The 19,266-nt window shown below is 65.2% G+C and carries 17 protein-coding genes; 10 read left to right on the top strand and 7 right to left on the bottom strand.

All coding sequences use genetic code 11. The features are described from left to right. Positions 1–23: 23 nt before the first annotated feature. Positions 24–1,448, bottom strand: a complete 1,425-nt coding sequence (locus tag L7H23_RS11295) for an efflux transporter outer membrane subunit (protein ID WP_237835969.1) — start codon at positions 1,446–1,448, stop codon at positions 24–26. Positions 1,449–1,693: 245 nt separating this feature from the next. On the opposite strand from L7H23_RS11295, the gene L7H23_RS11290 reads away from it, so the two are divergent. Then, on the top strand, positions 1,694–2,374 hold the full coding sequence (locus L7H23_RS11290) for a TetR/AcrR family transcriptional regulator (RefSeq protein ID WP_237835968.1): 681 nt from the start codon (positions 1,694–1,696) through the stop codon (positions 2,372–2,374). Between the two features lie 5 nt (positions 2,375–2,379). Here the strand turns inward: L7H23_RS11290 and L7H23_RS11285 are convergent, their stop codons facing one another. Continuing rightward, complete coding sequence (locus L7H23_RS11285; RefSeq protein ID WP_237835967.1) at positions 2,380–3,075, bottom strand: glutamine amidotransferase; 696 nt, start codon at positions 3,073–3,075, stop codon at positions 2,380–2,382. A gap of 291 nt (positions 3,076–3,366) precedes the next feature. Here L7H23_RS11285 and L7H23_RS11280 point away from each other — a divergent pair, with 291 nt between their 5' ends. The 7 genes from L7H23_RS11280 (at position 3,367) to L7H23_RS11250 (ending at position 10,852) form a co-directional block, all read left to right on the top strand. After that, positions 3,367–3,816, top strand: coding sequence for a hypothetical protein (locus L7H23_RS11280; RefSeq protein WP_237835966.1), 450 nt, complete (start codon positions 3,367–3,369; stop codon positions 3,814–3,816). Then, positions 3,813–4,631, top strand: a complete 819-nt coding sequence (locus L7H23_RS11275) for a ferredoxin--NADP reductase (RefSeq protein WP_237835965.1) — start codon at positions 3,813–3,815, stop codon at positions 4,629–4,631. Before L7H23_RS11280 ends, L7H23_RS11275 begins: the two co-directional genes overlap by 4 nt. Positions 4,632–5,149: 518 nt before the next feature. Then, positions 5,150–5,869: a hypothetical protein gene (locus L7H23_RS11270; protein ID WP_237835964.1), complete on the top strand. Its 720-nt coding sequence runs from the start codon at positions 5,150–5,152 to the stop codon at positions 5,867–5,869. 103 nt (positions 5,870–5,972) lie between these two features. Next, positions 5,973–6,587 (top strand): hypothetical protein, encoded by a 615-nt coding sequence (locus L7H23_RS11265; protein ID WP_237835963.1) that lies wholly within the window; start codon positions 5,973–5,975, stop codon positions 6,585–6,587. A gap of 120 nt (positions 6,588–6,707) precedes the next feature. Next, positions 6,708–7,460, top strand: a complete 753-nt coding sequence (locus L7H23_RS11260; protein WP_237835962.1) for a fimbria/pilus periplasmic chaperone — start codon at positions 6,708–6,710, stop codon at positions 7,458–7,460. A gap of 24 nt (positions 7,461–7,484) precedes the next feature. Then, entirely contained in the window at positions 7,485–9,980 is a 2,496-nt protein-coding gene (locus tag L7H23_RS11255; RefSeq protein ID WP_237835961.1) for a fimbria/pilus outer membrane usher protein, read from the top strand. Beyond that, positions 9,977–10,852, top strand: a complete 876-nt coding sequence (locus L7H23_RS11250; protein WP_237835960.1) for a hypothetical protein — start codon at positions 9,977–9,979, stop codon at positions 10,850–10,852. The genes L7H23_RS11255 and L7H23_RS11250 overlap by 4 nt, the downstream gene beginning before the upstream one ends. Here the strand turns inward: L7H23_RS11250 and L7H23_RS11245 are convergent. The 3 genes from L7H23_RS11245 to L7H23_RS11235 all read right to left on the bottom strand — a co-directional run bounded on the left by L7H23_RS11245 (position 10,849) and on the right by L7H23_RS11235 (position 13,174). Continuing rightward, positions 10,849–11,253, bottom strand: coding sequence for a hypothetical protein (locus L7H23_RS11245; protein ID WP_237835959.1), 405 nt, complete (start codon positions 11,251–11,253; stop codon positions 10,849–10,851). The two genes, L7H23_RS11250 and L7H23_RS11245, sit on opposite strands and share 4 nt — an antisense overlap. 260 nt (positions 11,254–11,513) lie before the next feature. After that, positions 11,514–12,407 (bottom strand): SDR family NAD(P)-dependent oxidoreductase, encoded by an 894-nt coding sequence (locus L7H23_RS11240; RefSeq protein ID WP_237835958.1) that lies wholly within the window; start codon positions 12,405–12,407, stop codon positions 11,514–11,516. 26 nt (positions 12,408–12,433) lie between these two features. Continuing rightward, positions 12,434–13,174: an SDR family oxidoreductase gene (locus L7H23_RS11235; RefSeq protein ID WP_237835957.1), complete on the bottom strand. Its 741-nt coding sequence runs from the start codon at positions 13,172–13,174 to the stop codon at positions 12,434–12,436. Positions 13,175–13,292: 118 nt separating this feature from the next. On the opposite strand from L7H23_RS11235, the gene L7H23_RS11230 reads away from it, so the two are divergent. Beyond that, positions 13,293–14,177 (top strand): LysR family transcriptional regulator, encoded by an 885-nt coding sequence (locus L7H23_RS11230; protein ID WP_237835956.1) that lies wholly within the window; start codon positions 13,293–13,295, stop codon positions 14,175–14,177. Here the strand turns inward: L7H23_RS11230 and L7H23_RS11225 are convergent. Further along, positions 14,174–15,757 carry a Na+/H+ antiporter gene (locus L7H23_RS11225; protein ID WP_237835955.1) on the bottom strand — a complete coding sequence of 528 codons (1,584 nt, stop codon included), beginning with the start codon at positions 15,755–15,757 and terminating at the stop codon, positions 14,174–14,176. The two genes, L7H23_RS11230 and L7H23_RS11225, sit on opposite strands and share 4 nt — an antisense overlap. 134 nt (positions 15,758–15,891) lie before the next feature. On the opposite strand from L7H23_RS11225, the gene L7H23_RS11220 reads away from it, so the two are divergent. After that, the gene (locus tag L7H23_RS11220; protein ID WP_237835954.1) at positions 15,892–17,037 is read left to right on the top strand and encodes an FAD-dependent oxidoreductase; all 1,146 of its coding nucleotides are present in this window, start codon (positions 15,892–15,894) and stop codon (positions 17,035–17,037) included. Positions 17,038–17,151: 114 nt separating this feature from the next. Here L7H23_RS11220 and L7H23_RS11215 read toward each other — a convergent pair whose 3' ends face one another. Next, positions 17,152–19,158 carry a phytase gene (locus L7H23_RS11215; protein ID WP_237835953.1) on the bottom strand — a complete coding sequence of 669 codons (2,007 nt, stop codon included), beginning with the start codon at positions 19,156–19,158 and terminating at the stop codon, positions 17,152–17,154. Positions 19,159–19,266 lie beyond the last annotated feature (108 nt).

The raw sequence follows: 19,266 nt of genomic DNA, 5'->3' as shown, positions 1-19,266 counted from the left end.
TTCCTGGGGAGTGGGGGAACGGGTCAGGCTTTGGTGAATCCGCCGCCGAGCGAGCGGACCATCTGGACGTCGAGCGTGAAGACGCGCGCCTGGAGGTCGGCGACCGAACGCCGCGCCTGCAGGACATTTTCCTCGTTGCTGAGGACGTCGAGATAGGAGGAGAGCCCGCGCTCGTAGCGCTGGCGCGAAAGGTCATGCGCGGCCTCGGCATCTTTCAGCGAGGCAAGCGACAGGCTCAGCCGGTCAGTCAGCGCGCGGCGGCTGACGAGCGTGTCGGCGACGTCGTGGAGCGCGCCGGTCACGGTGGCGTCATAGCGCGCGACGGCCTCGTCATATTGCGCCCGCGTGCCGCGATATTGCGCGCTGATCGCGCCGCCGTGGAAGACCGGCAGGCTGATCGCGGGACCGGCACTGCCATAGAGCGAGCCGCTGTCGGCAAGATTGCCGATGCCGAGCGCCTGCAGGCCGATCAGCCCGGTCAGGCTGATGTTCGGATAGAAAGCAGCGCGCGCCGCCTTGATCCGGCTCGTCTGGGCATCGACCCCGGCGAGTGCCGCAGCAATGTCGGGGCGGCGGCCGACGAGGTCGATCGACGCATTCGCGGGAATGCTGCGCACCGTGTCGAGCATCACGGCCGGGCGCCCGATCTTCAGCGCGCGGTCGGGGCCGGCGCCGACAAGCGCCGCGATGCCGTTCTTCGTCAGCGCGATCGCTTCATCGGTCGCGGCGAGCTCGGCCTTGGCAGCCGGGACGCGCGAGCGCGCCTGCTTGAGCGCCGCCTGATTGTCGAGCCCGGCATAGACGCGGTCGCCGACGAGCTTCAGCGTCTCGAGCCGGTTCTGCACCGTGCGTTCGAGCACATCGCGCTGCGCATGGAGCCGCGCCAGTTCGGCGTAGTTCGAGGCAATCGCGGCGGTCAGCGTCAGCTGCGCTTCCTGCACCTCATAGGCCGCGGCGAGCGCGTCGGCCTTCGCCGCGGCGAGCGTCGCGCGGTTCTTGCCCCAGAGGTCGAGGTCGAGCGAGATGGAGAGGCCGGTCTTCGCCGTATCTTCCCAGCCATCGGGGACGAACTGCGCGGGAACGCCATTATTCTCGCTCTGCTGGACAAAGCCTGCGCTGCTCGTCGCATCGATCTGCGGCAGCAGCGCGGCGCCCGCTTGCCGGGCGTAGGCCTGCGCCTTCCGCAACCGCGCCGACGCCATCCGGAGGTCGGGCGATCCCGCGATCGCTTCCTGCATCAGGCCGTCGAGCTGCGCGTCGCCATAGCCGCGCCACCAGCCCGCCGCGGGCCACTCGCCGGCGTCGCTGCTGAAGCTCGCGGCGCTGGCAATGCTCTCGGGGGCACGAACTTCGGGGCGCGCGCCGAGGTCGGGGACCGAGGCACAGGCGGTCAAAGTGGCGGTGCCGGCCAAAAGCATGGCCAGCCCGCCGAAGCGGGTTGCGGTCATCGTCGAATCCTTTGTGGTACTATGTGGTACCATTTAAATCGCGATTCGCGCCGCAAATGTCAACTCAAAAATGGTACTGTACGGTACCCAAAAATCTATACATATTTTTCAATATTTTATGGGGAATTCTGTGGATAAATTCGCGTAGAAAGGGTACTATAATGCGAAAAAGTTGCAACTATGCGGTACCCTTTTTCGTATTTTCTTCTCTTGCAAAGGGTGGGGGTCGGTACCATATTGCCGACATGAAGATTGGTAAGAGAGAGAGCCAACGGCTCCAGAAACGCGCCCAGATCATCGCCATCGCGCGCGAACATTTTTTCGAGAAGGGCTTCGAAGGCGCCTCGATGTCGGCGATCGCGGCGCAGCTTGGCGGGTCCAAGCGCACCCTCTGGTCCTATTTCCCGTCGAAGGAGGAATTATTCTCGTCGGTCGTCGAGGATACCGCGGCGTCGATTCGCGGCGGGATCGATTTTTCGGCCGCCGGCGATTCGCCGCTCGACCAGCTGACGCATCTCGCGCGGACGATCATCGAACGCATGACCGCGCCGATCTCGGTGCAGATGTTCCGGCTGATCAGCCCGATGGCCGAACGCAATCCCGAACTGGTGCGCGTCTTCTTCGAACGCGGCCCGCATCGCACGCAAAAGAGCATCGCCGAATATATGCGAACCAATTTCGGCGATCTGTTGTGGACCGAGGATTATTGGCAGGCCGGCGACGATCTGGTCGGGCTTGCCGCCTCGCATTTCCATTTCGAGAGCCTGTGGGGCCTTAAAAACCCGCCGACGGCCAGACAGAAGGATGCCCGGGCGCGGCTCGCCGCGATCCTGTTCCTGCGCGGCTATGGGCGCGACCCGGACGCGCTTGCGCCGATCGAAGCCCAGCGCGAGGCCGAGGCGGCGCTTGCCGCGGCCGCCGGCTGACGCATTCAGACCGTCAGGCCCGCCAGCCACTCCGCCATCATCCGCCGGCCGGCCGCCACCGCGGCGGGCCCGCATTCGGCATGGCGCGCGCGCATGGTCGCCGCATCGCTCCCGGCTTCGGCGAGCGCCTCGGGCCATTGGTCGATCCACGCCTCGAAGCGCGGGTCGAGCCCCATTTCGGCATGGAATTGCAGCGCCAGGATATTGGCGCCGCGGCGAAAGGCCTGATGCGGATAGGCCGGCGTCGAGGCAAGCAGCTCGACATCGTCCGGCAGGTCGAAGGTGTCGCCGTGCCAATGCAGCACATCGACATTCGCGAGATGGCGAAGCGGCGATGCGGCATCGATGACTCTCAGCGGGTGGAAGCCGACCTCTTTCGCCGGCCCCGGATAGACCGGCGCGCCGAGCGCCGCGGCGATCATCTGCGCGCCGAAGCACACGCCCAGGGTCGGCCGATCGGCCGCGAGACGCCGCGCGAGACGCTTCAGCTGGCACGCGATCCACGGATGGCGGTCCTGTTCATACACCCCCATCGGGCCGCCCATCATGATCAACAGATCGGGCTCGGTCAGGTCGATGCCGCCGAACGCCGGATCCTCGACATCGATCCGCTCGAGCGCATAGCCCGCCGACTCGACGGGCTCGCGAAAGCCCGCGATCCCTTCGTGCGGCACATGCCGTATGATGAGTCCTGTTTTCATGGGTCTATCGGGAGAGAAAGGGCGACGAGTCGATGCTCTGCTGGGTTGTTTCGTTGAAGCGCCAGCTAGCCAGATCGCCGGAGGAATGTCACTCTACTTTTGCAGTAGAGATACTGTCGCGGCCCGTAGCGGAGCTTGGCTTCCCTCCGCGGCGGGCCGCCACGCTCCCCCTTCGATACCTATCCACCGCGCCCGGGTAGCACCTCCCCTTGCCCGTTTCATTTTGCCCATTTCATTCTTGCAAATGACTCGCAATAACATATAGGCGACCCCGAACCAACGGAGCCGCGCATGTATGATTTCATCGACCGGCCGGTCGAAAGCCTGAACAACAGCGGACGCTTCCTCCTGTGGGCGATGCGCGGCTGGACTAGGGCCGCTGCACAAGGCGCCTGCCCGCCCGCGGCGCTGCACCGCGGCTTCGCGCATGTAAATGCGCTGGCGGCGCTGCCCGATTTCCATGTTGCCCTGGCACTCCTCAATGCCGACGCGCGCGAAGCGCTCACGCTCGGGCCGACAGGCTGTTCGCGTATCGCCGAGGATGAAGCGCTGCTCCTCGCGCTATGGCGAGCCGCCGCGCTCGATCGGGCCGCGCCGGTACTTGCGCTTATCGTCAAGGCCGACACGACGCGGTCCGTCGCGAAAGCCCTCGGCGCGGCGGCGGGCGCCCTCGCCGCAGCGGGGTTCGACCTCTCGCGCCTCTCCCCTTCGCATCACAATCAGGAAAGTCCGACCCGATGAGCGATCGCATCGCCGCCGCCGCAAAACTCGCCCCCTCCGCTTCGCTCACCGTCGAGGAGGTGCTGCGCGTTCGCCACTGGAACGAACATCTGTTCAGCTTCTCGATCACCCGCCCGGCGGGCTTCCGCTTCCGTTCGGGCGAGTTCGTGATGATCGGCCTGCCCGGCGGCGAGGGACGTCCCTTGCTTCGCGCCTATTCGATCGCGAGCCCCGCCTATGCCGACGAGCTCGAATTTCTCTCGATCAAGGTCGCCGACGGCCCGCTGACCTCGCGGCTGCAGAGGATCCAGCCCGGCGATCCCCTCTATCTCGGCCGCAAACCGACCGGCACGCTGGTCGCCGACGCGCTGTTGCCCGGCAAACGGCTCTTCCTGCTGTCGACGGGCACGGGCCTCGCCCCGTTCCTCAGCATCGCGCGCGACCCCGACATCTATGAGCGTTTCGGGCAGGTCCAGATCGTCCATTGCGTCCGGCATGTGAGCGACCTTGCTTTTCGCGACGAGCTTGAGAGCCAGCTTGCCGGCGATCCGCTGGTACAGGACCAGGCGCTGCTCCAGTTCCATTATCTTCCGACGGTGACGCGCGAACCCTTCCGGACGACCGGGCGCATCGGCGCGCTGATCGACGACGGCCGCCTGTTCGGCCACCCGCTCGCGGGGCCAGACCGCTTCGATCCCGCGATCGATCGCATCATGATGTGCGGCAGCATGGCGATGATCCGCGAGCTGCAGGCGCATTTCGAGGCGCTGGGTTTCACCGAGGGATCGAATGCGTCGCCCGGCGACTTCGTGATCGAGCGCGCGTTCGTGGGCTAGGAATCGCAGGACGCAGCCCATCGATCGAGGCGCGCAGAGCGCAATTTATCCGGCATGGCAAGCCGCTTTTTCCGATGTAACGCGGGCCCTGAAAGCCTGAATCAGGGTTAACTGCCGCGTGCGCGGCACGGCAAGAGCCCGATTCCGGCAATATGGGGATTGGCTTTCCGGATCAGCCACTTGCGAGCTGCCCGCAGCGCGTCCGGCAAAAATCGATTCCCCGCGATTAACGCGGTCAGGCGCAACCCGTCATCGCCCGGCCACCGGCGGTTGATGCCGGAATATCATGACCTTAACATCGCTCCTTACAGGATGCCAAACCCTGTTAAATCGCCGATTCGCGAAACGTCCGCCAGCGATGTCCCCAAAGTGGCGATAATCTGAATTATATCCTATTTTATCAATGATATATGGCATCTGTTAAGGGGCCATATTCGGCCTGTCTCATTCCAGAACAGCGTGTGATCGCGATCACTCCGCGATTGCCATTTTAGCGAATATAACTACAAATTAACAAAATGTTCGAGTCGCTTGGGGCTTCGTCTATCGTGACGAAGAGGGAGATTTCGGACGAATTCGGGGGCGATGCGATGGATTTCGGCGTCCAGTTCAAGAGGGGCTCGCAGAGCAGCGACGCGGCAGCGAATGGCGCCGCGCATGCCGTCTGCCGTACCCTTGCTGCCGCGCTGCTTGCCGCCGGATTGGCAGCGACGCCCGCTGCCGCCGGCGATTTTCCGGAGCTGTCGCCGTCGCTGACCTATCAGGTGAGCGGAATCGTCACGCCGAAGTGCGAGCTGACGACGATCAACCCGTCGGTCGATATCGACGGCCTTGCCAATCCGGAAGACAATACGACCGCCGCGATCGATGTCGCGCTGCAGTTCGATGTCGCGTGCAATGCGCCGGTGCGTGTCGCGATGGCGTCGCGCCACGGCGGCCTGAAATTCCAGGGCGAAGGGACGAGCGATCCCGCGTTCAGCGAACTTGTCGCTTATCGCGCGCGCGTCGACCTGCCCGGTCACCAGAATGTTTTGAGCTGTACCAGTGAACGCATGGCCGATGGTCGCAAGGCTTGCGAAGGCGAAAGCGATGGTGCGGTCGGAGCCGGAAAGGGCGCGATCCAGCTTCGGGTCGCGGCCGGTCAGGGTTTGCTGCTTGCCGGCAAATATTCCGATCAGGTCACCATTGTGATCGCCCCCCGACTGGGTGGCGAGGATGAAGGAGCGGGAGCTCCTTAGCGACCAGTTTTCAAAGGATGTGCGGGCCCGTGGTCCATGCATGCCGGCAGGTGTCGGCTAGTCTGTGCCCTTATTGGGGGGCGCGAATATAGGGAGAATAGAGATGAAAAAGTATCTTTTGGCGGCCGCTGCCGTCGCTGTCGTCAGCTCGTCGCCGGCGATGGCTCTCGACTGGAAGGGCAAGAGCTATGGCCAGGACGCCGTGGGTTGGTATGACCTGAAGGCCGACGTCCAGACCTTCTGCAAGTTCGGCACCGACAACGACGCCGGCAACCTGAACTTCCGCACGACCGTCACCCCGGGCGCGCCGGGTTCGACCGCCGAAGCCGACGGCACCTTCAACTTCGACATCCAGGATCCGGATGACAACACGGTTCGCGCTGCGAACGGCAACTATGACATCGACTATGCCGTCTGCAACAGCCCGTTCTCGATGAAGGTGACCTCGACCAACGGTGGCCTGAAGTCGGACCAGACGACCAGCGACACCGCGTTCATCCAGAAGGTCGACTATATCGTCACCTTCGCGTTCGACGGCAAGATCGGTCTCTCGACCTCGGCCGGCGCCGTGGGCGGCAACACCGTCGCGACCTCGAACGAAGCGCGCGCCGGATCGGCCACCGTCAACGTGACGGTTCCGCCCCGCGACAAGCTGCTGCTGGAAGGCACCTATTCGGACCGTCTGGTTGCCGAACTGGTTCCGAACCTCGGCGCCTGATCAGGGCAAGAATAAAGGAAGGAGCCGGCAAAGCTGGCTCCTTCCATTTTCTTTAAGTTTACAATATCGGGTGACTATGGCCGTGGCGCGCGTCGCTATTGCCAGGGGGGAGTTCAGATCATGCATCGTATCAAGGCCTTGCTGGGCCTGTTTCTGCTGTGCGGGCTGACCATCCTATCCGCTCCCGCTTTCGCGATTCTTGTCCGTCCGATCGTCATCGAACTGACTGCGATCGGAAGCAGCTCCACCACCCAGATCGAGGTCGTCAACGACCGCAACAAGCCGATGGCGGTCGAAGTCCGCCCGAAGGTGCTCGTGCTGCCCGAACAGGGCCCGCCCGTGACCGACACGCCGGCCGATGGCGATTTCCTAATCTTTCCGACGATCGCCAATATTCCCGCGGGCGGACGCCAGGTCTTCCGCGTACGCTATGTCGGCGATCCGGCGATCACGCAAAGCAAGCTCTACATGTTCTCGACGTCGGAACTGCCCGTCGATGCCAATCCCGAGGGGGGCAAGGCACAGATCGAGATGCTCTATTCGATCGGTTCGGTCGTCGCAGTCCGCCCGGTGCAGGGCAAACCTGAAATCAGCGTGGTTGCAGTTGCCCGCGGCGCCGACAAGGACGGCAAGCCCGGCGTGACCGTGACCTTCGAGAATATCGGCCGCACGCATGGCTATGTCGCGGGCTCGACGCTCGACCTGAAGAGCGATGCGGGATGGTCGAAACAGCTCGACGCCGCCGCGATGAACACCAAGGTCGGCCTCGGCCTCGTTCCCGCCAATGCAAAGCGGACCATGTTCGTCGAGCTGCCCGACGTTCCGGCCGACGGCAACCTGTCCGGATCCGTGCGCATCCGCACGGACCAATAGGCTGATCGGGGGGGTCAAAATATCGTGGCACTTCCTTCTCGCCTTCTCGTCGCGACGATTCTCGCATCGGGCGCCGTCGTGCCCGCCTATGCCGAAACGCAGGTCGATCCCTCCGATCCCGGCGTAACGGCAGGCCAGCTCGCGGCACCGCCCGCGCCGGCGAGCCCGCGCGCGCCGGTCAACACGACCGGTCGCACCGTCGATCTCACCGTCCCGCTCCGCGACCGCGGCCCGATGGGGCAGGTCGACATCAAGATCGCCCCCGATGACAGGGTGTCGATTTCGGTCGCCGACGTCGCCGCGGCGGTCAATCGCAGCGTCACGTCGCAGAATCTGGAAAAGCTGAACGCCGTTCCTGCGGTCGACGGCTATGCCCCGATCGAGTCCTTTGCAGCCGTCGGTTTCCCGATGACCTTCGACAGCGGCGCGCTCGAGGTCAACATGGTCATGGACCCGTCGATGCGGCCCGAGCAATCGGTGGGCTTCGGCTTTACCAACAGCCAGTATGAAATCCTGCCCGACAAGGGCGACGCCTTCTCGGCCTTTCTGACCTATCAGGCGACGCTCGACTTCGTCGAAAAGGGCGTCGACAAGGGTGTGCGCAAACCGCGCGTCAATTTCGAGTTCGATGGCCGCCTGTTCAACCTGCTCGCCTTCGAAAATGAATTTTCCTACGATGGCGAGGCCGATTTTCACAAATTTTCGCGCTTCGGGTCGCGCCTGATCTATGACCGGCCCTACAGCTCGCTGCGCTTCACCGTCGGCGACCTTCTGCCATCGACCGTATCCTATCAGGACTCGGTCGACGTGCTCGGGATCGGCGTATCCAAATTGCCAGGCACTTTCCGGCCCGACCGGTTGCTCAACGCGACGGCGAGCCGCCGGATCACACTGCGCGAAGCAGCCAATGTCACGCTGGTCGTCAACGGCGCGCCATCGCGCACGATCCGGCTCGCTCCCGGCAGCTATTCGCTGCAGGATCTGCCGCTGCCCGGCGGTGCCAACCGGGTCGACCTGCTGATCGAGGATGATGCCGGCGGACGCCAGACGGTGTCGTTCGACTTTTTCGACGATCCGGACCTGCTTGCCGAGGGGGTCGACGAGTTCGACGCCAATGTCGGTATCCGCAGCTTTTACGAGAATGAGGCGCGCGACTATTATTCCAAGCGGCCGGTCTTCACCGGCTTCTATCGCCGCGGAATTACCTCGCAATTGACCCTGGGCGCCAATGCCCAGATCGCCCGCCGCGCGCAGCAGGTCGGCGTGACCGGTGTATGGGGCACCCCGATCGGGCTGTGGAGCGCCGAGGGCGTGTTCAGCCGTCATGACGATTTCGGCTCCGGCCATGCGCTCCGGCTCCAGTATCGGTACGCCAAGCCCGTACAGGAAAACGGCGGGGTTCGCCGGTTCGACGCGCTGATCGAAAAGCGCAGTCGCGACTTCGTCGGGATCGAAACGGTCTCTCCGTCGAACACCTACAGCTGGAATTTCAACGCCCGCTACAGCCAGCCGATCAACTTCCGCCTGACCGCGGGCCTCAGCGGCGAGTATCGCACCGGTCGCGGGACGACCCGCGACAATTACACCCTGCGGGCGAACGCGACCTACCGTCTCCGCGAGAATATCACGCTGACCGGCTCGGCGGGCTATGAACGCGACGCCGGTTTCGTGTTCGGTGCGACGCTCTATTGGCGCTTCGGCCGGACGAAGACGCTGTCGGCGCAATATGACAGCCGCTTCGACGACGCGAGCGCGTCCTTCTATTATTCGCCGACCAAGCTGCTCGATACGATCGCATGGGGCGTCGAGGCACGCCGGTCGGACGACAATCTCAGCATGAGCGGTACGGCGACCTACCGGACGAACCGCGGCGATATCGAAGTTGCCCATCGCGGCGGCATCACCGGCGACGACAGCCAGGTCACCTCGCTGCGCGCACGCGGCACGATCGCCTTCTCGGGCGGCAAGTTCGCGCTCGGCCGCTATCTGTCCGACAGCTTCGCCATCGTTTCGGCGCACGAAAGCCTGAAGGGCGCCGATGTCCTGATCGGCGGCAAGATCGAGGACAACACGATCGCGCGTGCCGATTCGCTTGGTCCGGCGCTCGTGCCGCTGTCCTCCTATTCGAACCGCAGCATCTTCTATACCGTCCCCGACGCACCCGCAGGCTATGATCTCGGCACGGGGACGGCAGAAGCCTATCCGTGGCTGCACTCGGGCACGCGCTTTACCGTCGGCTCCGACTATTTCGTCACCGTCTTCGGGACGCTCGTCAACAATACCGGAGCGCCGCTGGCGCTGGCGGAAGGGACGGCGACCAAGGTCGGCGACCCGACCGCGCCGACCGTTCCCGTCTTCACCAACCGCGAGGGCCGCCTCGGTGCCTCGGGGCTCGGCAAAGGCAAGTGGCAGATCCGCGCCGGACGCTATACATATGATATCGACATTCGTCCGGAAGACGGGGCCTTCATCGACTTCAAGACGCTCCGGCCGACCGAACCAGGGGAGATCAAGCCATGATCCGTCGCATGCTCGTTGCAGCGATGCTGCTGGGCGCCAGCTCGCAGGCCATCGCCGCACCCAACAATTGCCGCGTCGACGCGCTCGATATCCAGCCCGACGCGGTCACGACGCGCTATGATCCGTTCGACGCGGTTCCGGTCTCGGAAGAGTTCCGGGTCGAGATCCGGACCGAGGAATGCTCGTCGAACCGCAATCTGTTCCTGTCGGTCGATTCACCCGACCCGAACAGCTATGACGGCCGCGTTATCCGCCTGTCGGACGGATCGGGTGCGGTGCTGACCGCGCGCCTGTCGGATCGTTCGAACAGCCAGGCCGGCCGGCTCAGCGACACCTTCAACATCAAGGAAGGCCTGACGCCGCTCTATCTGCAGATCGACCGCGGGCAGGTCGTGGCGCCCGGCGTCTATCGTGCCTCGATGCGCGCCTTCGCAATGCTCAACCAGGGCAACAACACACCGCAGCTCGGGCAGCCGTTCGATATCGTGGTGACGGTGGAACCGTCGGTGGGTCTGGCCGCCGCATCGGGCAGCGAGCTCAGCCTCGGCGAACTCGGCGATCAGGATCGCGCGCTTTCGAACGTGACCTTCGATGCCTATGCCAATGTCGCCTATGAGCTCAGCCTGTCATCCGACAACGAGTTCAACCTGCGGCGCGGCGATGGAACCGCCGGAGGCATTGCCTATCGCCCGGTGGTCGATGATTCGGTGATATCGACCGGCGATGCACGGGTCGACTATGCGATGCCCGGCGGGCAGGACAATCGTCGCCGGCACCGGATGAACGTCGTGGTTCCGGCCGTCGGCGATGCCCTGGCGGGCCGCTATCGCGATTATCTGACGGTGACGATCAAGCCGAAGTTCGGCGGTTAGAGCGGCATGATCGAGACGGTGAGGTAGACCGGCGCCGCGCTGTCCTGTTTCACCGCGTCGCGCAAAAGCCACGGACGCACGAGCGCCTGGGCCTGCGCATAGCGGAATTCCGCCGCGCCGCCATCGATACCGGCCTGATCGCTGCCCGCATAAACGGTGCCGCCCGACAGGTTGGTGAACGAGGCCCGCACGACATAGCCCTGCGTGTTGCAGACCTCGCGGATCGTTCCCAGCGACGTGACATTTTCGATCGTCAATGCGTCTTCGACCGCGCCGCTGACCTTGCAGAAGGAGGCGACACGTGCGGTCAGCACGAAACTTGCTTCTGCCGGACGCGCAGCGGCAGGGCTGCTGCAAAGGCAGGCAGCGGCAAGAGCAAAGGCAGTCACGAGCGACTTCATGGCGAAACTCCTTGAGGATTGCCGGGGAAGCTAGTTTCACTTTGCTGAAATTTGGTTAAGTCGCCGGGGCACCTCGCTGTCGCCGAATAATGACCGGGCGTTCAATGACATAGAGGCCCAAAGCCCCGGTTCCCGCGCATTTCGACTCTCGCCCTTCGCGTTCGATCGTCTCCGGATTCCGATTCGGATCCGCTGACCGATGACGACAGACGGCGCCCGCGGACAGGGTCCGGGGCACCGCTTGCCGGCACGAAAGATCGTCAGGCCGACCGCGCCGGATGGAGCAGGTCGGACAGCCCCACACGGTGCAGCATCTCGGCCCGCAGCCGGTCGAGCACCGTAAAGCCCACGTCGGCACCGTCCCCCGTCGGATCATAGTGCAGGCGAAAAGGTCGCTTGCCGAACGGCAGACCGACGAGGCCGACGATCTCGTCGGCGACGCCCGCGGGATCGGCATCATCGGGGACGATTTCGGCGAAGGCGTGCTGGACCTGTTCGCCGAAACCCCGGTACGGACCCGCCTCATACTCGGCCGCGCGCGCCTCGTCGGCAGGGCGGCCCGAGTTGGCGAAATGGTTCGTTCCTCTGGTGAAGGCGCCCGGAACAATGATCGAGGTCTCGATCCCCCACCGCGCCAGTTCGCGGGCATATTGGACCGCGAGTGCATCCATCGCCGCCTTCGCCGCGAAATAGGGCGACAGCCACGGCGGCGTCCCGCCCGCCGAACTGCTCGACGACACCCAGACGAGCAAGCCTTCGCGTGCCGCGCGCATGTGCGGGAGCACCGCGCGATTGACGCGCTGCGTGCCGAGAACGTTGACGTCATATTGCTGCGCGAACTGGTCGGCGGTGAAAGCCTCCGCCGGACCGAACATCATATGGCCGGCGTTGTGGATCAACACGTCGATGCGGCCACTCTCGGCGATGATCGCCGCCACCGCGGCATCGGCCGAGGCTTCCGCCTGGACGTCGAGTTCGACCGGCCGGATATCGCTGCCGGCGATCGCGGCGAGCCCGACGGCATTGCCTGCATTGCGCCCCGCGACGTCGCGCATAGACGCGTAGACGGTGTGCCCGGCGCGGCCGAGCGCCTCGACGGTCAGGCGGCCGAAGCCGCTCGACGCGCCGGTGACGAGAATGATCTTCCTGTCCATGACATATCTCCTTTCGCTATCCGGGTTCAGACCATGCCGCCGTTGGCGCGCAGCACCTGGCCGTTGATCCAGCCGCCATCGGGGCCGGCGAGGAAGGACACCGCGCCCGCGATGTCGTCGGGGGTACCAAGCCGCTCGAGCGGGTTCATCTTCGCCAGCCGGTCGATCAGATCGTTGGTCTTTCCGTCGAGGAACAGCGCCGTCGCGGTCGGCCCGGGGGCGACGGCGTTCACGGTGATGTTCCGGCCGCGCAACTCCTTCGACAACACGCCGGTCAGCCCCTCGACTGCCGCCTTCGTCGCGACGTAGACGCCATAATTTTCGAGCTTCAGCCCGACAACGCTTGTCGAGAAATTGACGATCCGGCCGCCGGCGCGCAGCCGTTTCGACGCCTCGCGCATCATGTACAGGCTGCCCTTGAGATTGATCGCGATCTGCGCGTCGATCAGCGCATCGTCGCCGTCTGCAATGCTCGAAAGCTTCATGATGCCCGCATTGTTGACGACGACATCGACGCCGCCGAACGCCGCCTCGGCGGTATCCCACATCCGGGCCACGGCCACCGGATCGGATACATCGGCCTGTGCGACGAGCGCGCGCCCGCCGCTCTTCTCGATCCGGCTCGCCAGCGCCTCGGCCTCGGCGGCGCTGCCGGCATAGTTGACGACGACGGTGAAGCCGTCCTTCGCGAGGCGTCCGGCGATCGCGGCACCGATGCCGCGCGAGGCGCCGGTCACGATCGCAACCTTGCTGCTTTCCATAGTCATGATGACCTCCTTTGTTCGCCGCCACCGCGGCGACACAGCCGATATGCTCCGGCCCGATCGAAAGATAATCATGGTCTTTTTGGCTTTACTGTTCGTATTTTCCGAATAATCTGGCGAGATGGACCGGTTGGGCGCAATGCGGCTGTTCACGCGTGTGGTGGAACGGCGAAGCTTCACCCAGGCGGCGCACGATCTCGACATCCCGCGTTCGACCGCGACACAGGTGATCCGCCAGCTCGAGGAGCGGCTCGGGGTCCGGCTGCTCCAGCGCACGACGCGCATCGTGCATCCGACGCTCGACGGCGAGGCCTATTATCGTCGCTGTCTCGCGATCCTCGACGATATCGAGGATGCCGAGGGCGCGTTTCGCGGGGCGACCCCGCGCGGCATGTTGCGGATCGAGGTGCAGGGAACGATCGCGCGCCACTTCCTGCTTCCCGGCCTGCCCGACTTCCTCGCGCGCTATCCCGAAATCGAGATCGCGATGAGCGAGAGCGACCGCTGGGTCGATGTCGTGCGCGAGGGCGTCGATTGCGTACTGCGGTACGGCGCGCTTCCCGACAGCGACCTCGTCGCGCGGCAGGTCGCGACGCTGGGCCGCGTCACCGTCGCCGCGCCCGCCTATCTCGCGGCGCATGGTATTCCCGAAACGCCTGCGGATCTCGCCCGCCACAAGGCGGTCGGCATCCGCCTGCTATCGACCGGCGCCCTGACCCCCTTCGAATTCGCCGATGCGGGCAAGCCGACGCAGCCTGCGATCGCGACCCCGCTATCGGTGACCGGAACCGAAAGTTTCCGCGACGCGGTGCTACTCGGCCTTGGCATCGCGCAGATGCCGCTGTTCCATATCGAACAGGATCTTGCCGAAGGCCGCCTCGTTCGCCTGCTCGAACCCTATGCCGTTCCCTCGGCGCCGGTCTCGATCCTCTATCCGCGCAGCCGTCAGCTCTCGCCGCGCGTGCGGCTTTTCATCGACTGGACGGTCGGCCGTTTCGCGCGCTAGTCGCCGCGCTGGAAGGTGATCGCCATCTGTTCGATGTCGAGATCGCGCTCGAGCTCGTGGAGCACCTCGTCCTCTATCAGTCCGGCACGGTGGATGCGGATCAGTTCCGCACGGCTCGCGGCGATCGCCTCGAGCAATATCGCAAAATGCGGCCGAAGATCCTCCATCGCGGCATCGGCATCGGCGGCATAGCGCTCCATGAACTGCATCCGCTTCTGATGCTCCTGGAGCATCATGGGATGGATCAGCGTCCCCTCGGCATCATAGGCGCAGCGTTCGATAACATCCATCCGCGCGCGCGCCATAGCGGCTTCGGCCGCGGGCATCGCCATCTTCGCGGGCGGATCGGCATCGACCGGGCGGACCTTGCCGATGAGCCAGCCGAGGCTCGACCCCTGCACAACCACGGTAACGAAAATCGCCGCGAAGGCACAGATCAGCATCAGGTCGCGCCCCGGCATGTCGACGGGCAGGGTCAGCGGCACCGCCAGCGTCACCACCCCGCGCATCCCCGCCCAGCCGAGCACGGTCGCCTGCCGCCAGCCGAGCGGACGCGCGCGGCTGATCCCCACCCTCTGCGCCGCTTCGAGCAGCGCTTCGGACAGAAATATCCAGACGAAGCGCGCCACCACGATCGTTGCGACGACCGCCGCGATCACGGCGACGGTCGAGGCCGGCATGCCGTCGATGCCGCCGATCCGCTCGATCGCGCCGCGCAACGAAAAGCCGATCAGGATGAAAACGAGCGCTTCGAGCACGAAGACGAGGATCTGCCACACCGAATTGCCGACGAGGCGGATATCCGCGGACAGGATCACATGCTGGTACCAGCCGAGCATCAGCCCCGCGGTGACGGTCGCGATCACGCCCGACACATGCGCTGCCTCGCCGGCGAGATAGGCGGCCCAGCATAGCGCGAGATTGGCAAGAACCACGAGCATCCGGTCGCGCAGCCGCCTCGCGACGAAGATCCACAGCGCTCCGACCGCGGCGCCGACCACGACCCCGCCGAGCGCGACCACGGTGAAGCTCTGCACGGCTTCGCCGAAATCGAACACCCCGCTCAGGGTTGCGGCAACGGCGAAGCGGAAAAGAATGAGCCCGGTCGCATCGTTGAGCAGGCTTTCACCTTCGAGCAGCGCCGACAGCCGCCGCGGCAGGGTTACGCCCTTCAGCACCGCGCGCGCCGACACCGCATCGGGCGGCGAGACGATCGCCCCCAGTGCGAAGCACGCCGCCCATGGCAGCGCCGGCATGATCCAGTGGACGACGACCCCGACGACCAGCGTGGTGAACACCACCGCGCCCACCGCGAGCGACAGGATGCCCGGCAGATGCCGGCGAAAGCGGCCGAGCGCGGTATAATAGGCGCCGTCCATCAGCAGCGGCGGCAGAAACAGGACGAGTGCGAGTTCGGGGTCGAGCGAGATCGCCGGCAACCCGGGCACGAAGGCAAGCGCGCCGCCGCCGACGAGTAGCGCGGTCGCAGGCGGCCAGCGCAGCTTCAGTGCCAGCTGGTAGAGCGCCACGACGAGCGCCAGCAGCCCGAGCACCAGCTCGAAGGCCTCGACAGCATGCATCCTTGCCCCTTTCGCCCGGACCAGAAGCATCAACTCTGGCGCTCTTTGCGGCGGCAATCAATATTGCCGGGGAAATGACCTGTACAAAGATCGATCGCAGCGTGGCATCAGGGATTGCTGGAAAGGAACGCGAATTGCAGACAGCCGATTTTCTGATCGTGGGGGGCGGGATTGCCGGCGTATCGGCGGCCGCACGACTTGCCCCGCACGGACGCGCCATCCTGCTCGAAGCCGAAAGCGCCTTCGGCTATCATTCGAGCGGTCGCAGCGCGACCTATTATCATTTCGGCATCGGCAAATCGGTGGTGCGCGGCATGACCGCATTCAGCCGCGCACATTTCGAAACCCCGACCGCCAACGGCACCGCACTGTCGCACTCCTCCCCCGCGCTGTTCATCGCGCCGGCCGGGATGCTCGCGGAACTCGACTCGCTCGAAGCGGAAATGCGGCCCTATAGCGACGGGCTCGAGCGGCTCGACGCCGATGCCGTGCGCGATATCGTGCCGGTGCTCCGCTGCGGCGACGACGGGATCGTCGCGGCCGTGCTCGACCGGACCGCGTGCCGCCTCGACAGCGAAATGCTGCAGCAGGATTATCGGGCGGCGATCAAGCGTGCAGGGGGGCAGTCGATCGCGGGTGCCCGCGTCGTCGCGATCGGGCGCGAAGGGGCAAACTGGGTCGCGACGACGGCGGCCGGCGACCGCTTTTCCGCACCGATCCTCGTCAACGCGGCAGGAGCCTGGTGCGATGGGATTGCGCACATGGCAGGCGTCGCACCGCTGGGCCTCCAGCCCCTGCGCCGGACGATCATCGTCTTCGATGCGCCACCCGACCAGAAGATCGTCGACTGGCCTTTCACCAAAACCGCGGTCGACGATTTCTACATGCTGCCCCAGTCGGGACGGCTGCTGGCCTGCCCCGTCGATGAGGTGCCGAGCGAACCGACCGACGCGCAGCCGGAGGAATATGACATCGCCCTCGCCGCGGCGAAGACCGAGCATTATACCTCGCTTGCCGTCCGGCGGATCGGTCACAGCTGGGCCGGGCTGCGCACCTTCACGCACGACCGCATTCCGGTTGCAGGCTTCGCACCCGATGCCGAAGGATTTTTCTGGCTTGCCGGCCAGGGTGGATACGGCCTGCAGACGGCTCCTGCGATGGCCGCCGCAACCGAGGCGCTGGTCACCGGCGGCAGCTGGCCCGCCGGTCTCGCGGACCGGGGCGTTGGCCGGGCCGATCTCGCGGTGGAACGCCTCCGGATCGGCGGCGCCCCGACGTAGGCATCGGCCTTCCGGGCAAATTGATCCGGACGACGCCCGATAGGCCCGGCCCGATCAGCGGAATCGCCCGTCCGGTCGCTGCGCCCCGTCATGCAGGGCGCAGCGATCCCGGCATCAGCGTCCGACTTCGAGGCCGAGCGCCTTCGCGACACGTTCCCACGGCACAAGTTTGAAGTTCTGGTGTTCGGGAGGCGACACGTTACGGCCATCCTGCGCGACCATCAGGCCGTGCGGGAAGTTCGGCCCTGCCGCCATGCTGGACACATCGAGTCCATCGGTTTCCGACACGCCATCGATACCGGCCGCCATGTCCGCGCCGATCCGGAACGAGCCGACATAGGCGTTGTCGCCTTCGCGGCGGAAGACCGCGTAGCTGTCGTTGCCCTGGCTCGACACGACCAGATAGCCCTTGCCGCCGTCCATGGCGAAAAGGCCGATCCCCTCCATATCGTCCTTGAGCGCCGGATTGTCGGTGACCTTCGCCAGCATCGTGCGCGCCGGCCCGCCGCGCGGTTCGGCGCCCTCGCGCCAGATGCCGACATCCTCCTCGCCCGTGTAGAGCATGCCCGTCTCGTCATCGGCGACGCAGCCTTCGACCTGTGTCGCAAAAGGCAGGTCGCGCATCAGCTTCGCGCGCACCTTGCCCGCGGGGGTCGCGACCAGTTCCCACTGGCGCATCTTGCCGTCGGTCTGGTTGACGAAGACATAGGTCTTCTTCGTCTTCGCGCTGCGGTACATGCAGAGGCCATAGGGGTCCTTGAGGCCGGTGTCTTGCAACCCGTCCGCGACATCGGTCAGCTTGCGCGTCGCGGGGTCGAGCGCATAGATCGAAATTCCCTTGGTCGTCCGGTTGCTGGCCGTGACGAGCGTCACGTCGCGGCCGCCGAGGCGGAAACCGTTTCTGAGATCGACATTGTTCATGCGACCATCGGGCAGGAACTGGAGGACCTTGCCCTCCAGATCATAGACGTAAAGCCCCGACTGCTTCTGTGTTCCGATCACGACGCTTTGCGCCGGATCGGCGGGATTGATCCAGATTGCAGGATCGTCGGCGGCATCGCCGCCCGTCTCGACGGGCGTCGTCTCGACCGTCGGACGTGCGAGCGGCATCGTTTCGGGCGCCGGCACGGCGGGACGCTCGGGAAGCCCGGCCGCGGCGAGTACCGCCTGCCAGCTCGCGATCTTGAAATTGGGTTCCTCCGGCGAATTGTCATCGTCGGCGACGATCACGACCGGCCCCGCGACGGTGACGCTGCCGCCGTCCTCGACCCGATCCGCCCCCGCCGCCAGCGCGACCGAGCCGAGATAGGCGTAGTCATCGGCGGGGTCGTATATGTTCAGCCGGTTGGCCTTGGCATCCGAGACGAGCAGGCGCCCGTCGGACGCGATGGCGACGCCTTTCGCTTCTTCGGTGATATGGCCAAGGCGGACGATATCGACGATCTCGGGCACGATCTCGGCTTCGGGCTCGGCCGCGAAGCGCCACACGCCCACAGCTTCCTGCGAGAAATATACCGAACCGCGATCGTCGGCGGCGCAATATTTGATCTCGGACCCGAGCGACCAGCGCCGCGCGATCCTGCCGCTCATGCCGCCCGATGCATCGGGCGCCAGACCCCATTGCTCGATCTCGCCCTTGTCTCCGGCAAGGAAGAGATACAGCGTTCCGTCACGGTGGCTGCGCGAGAAACAAGTGGCCGCGACGGTCATCCCGGGCTTGATACCCGTCAGCGCCAGCGGCACCGGTACGCCACCGGCGGTGACGCGAAAGAATTTCGGCGCATTCGCCTTGCCGTCGAGCGCGACGAGCAGCGGCCCACCGCCCGGAGCGGCATCGGCCCTGAGGTCAAGGCCGATAACATTGCCTGCCTTGTGCGTGGCCACGCGCTTCCCGGCCAGATCGAAGACATCGATCCCGCCCGACTCGGCACCGGCGAGGATCAGTGAGCGCGACGGATCGGCCGGATCGGCAAGGACGACGGCACCATCGGCCCCCGACCCTTCGGTCGCCTGGGTCTCGGCCGACGCCGCGACGGCGGGAACCGGTGCCGCCGGCTGCGCCATCGCGCCAACGGGAACGCCGGCCAGTGCGGCGGCAATTGCAAATAGGCTCGTTTTCACTCAACCCTCCCTCTTCTATTCGAAATCGCGACCGGACAGGCTGGGCCCGATCGTGCAAAGCGGCGGTCATCCGGGATGGCGAGACCGCGATGCCATTTCAGAATATTT

Origin of the sequence: Sphingopyxis sp. BSN-002, from assembly GCF_022024275.1 — a bacterium.
Taxonomy (GTDB): Bacteria; Pseudomonadota; Alphaproteobacteria; order Sphingomonadales; family Sphingomonadaceae; genus Sphingopyxis.
This window is presented reverse-complemented; position numbering and strand designations above follow the sequence as displayed.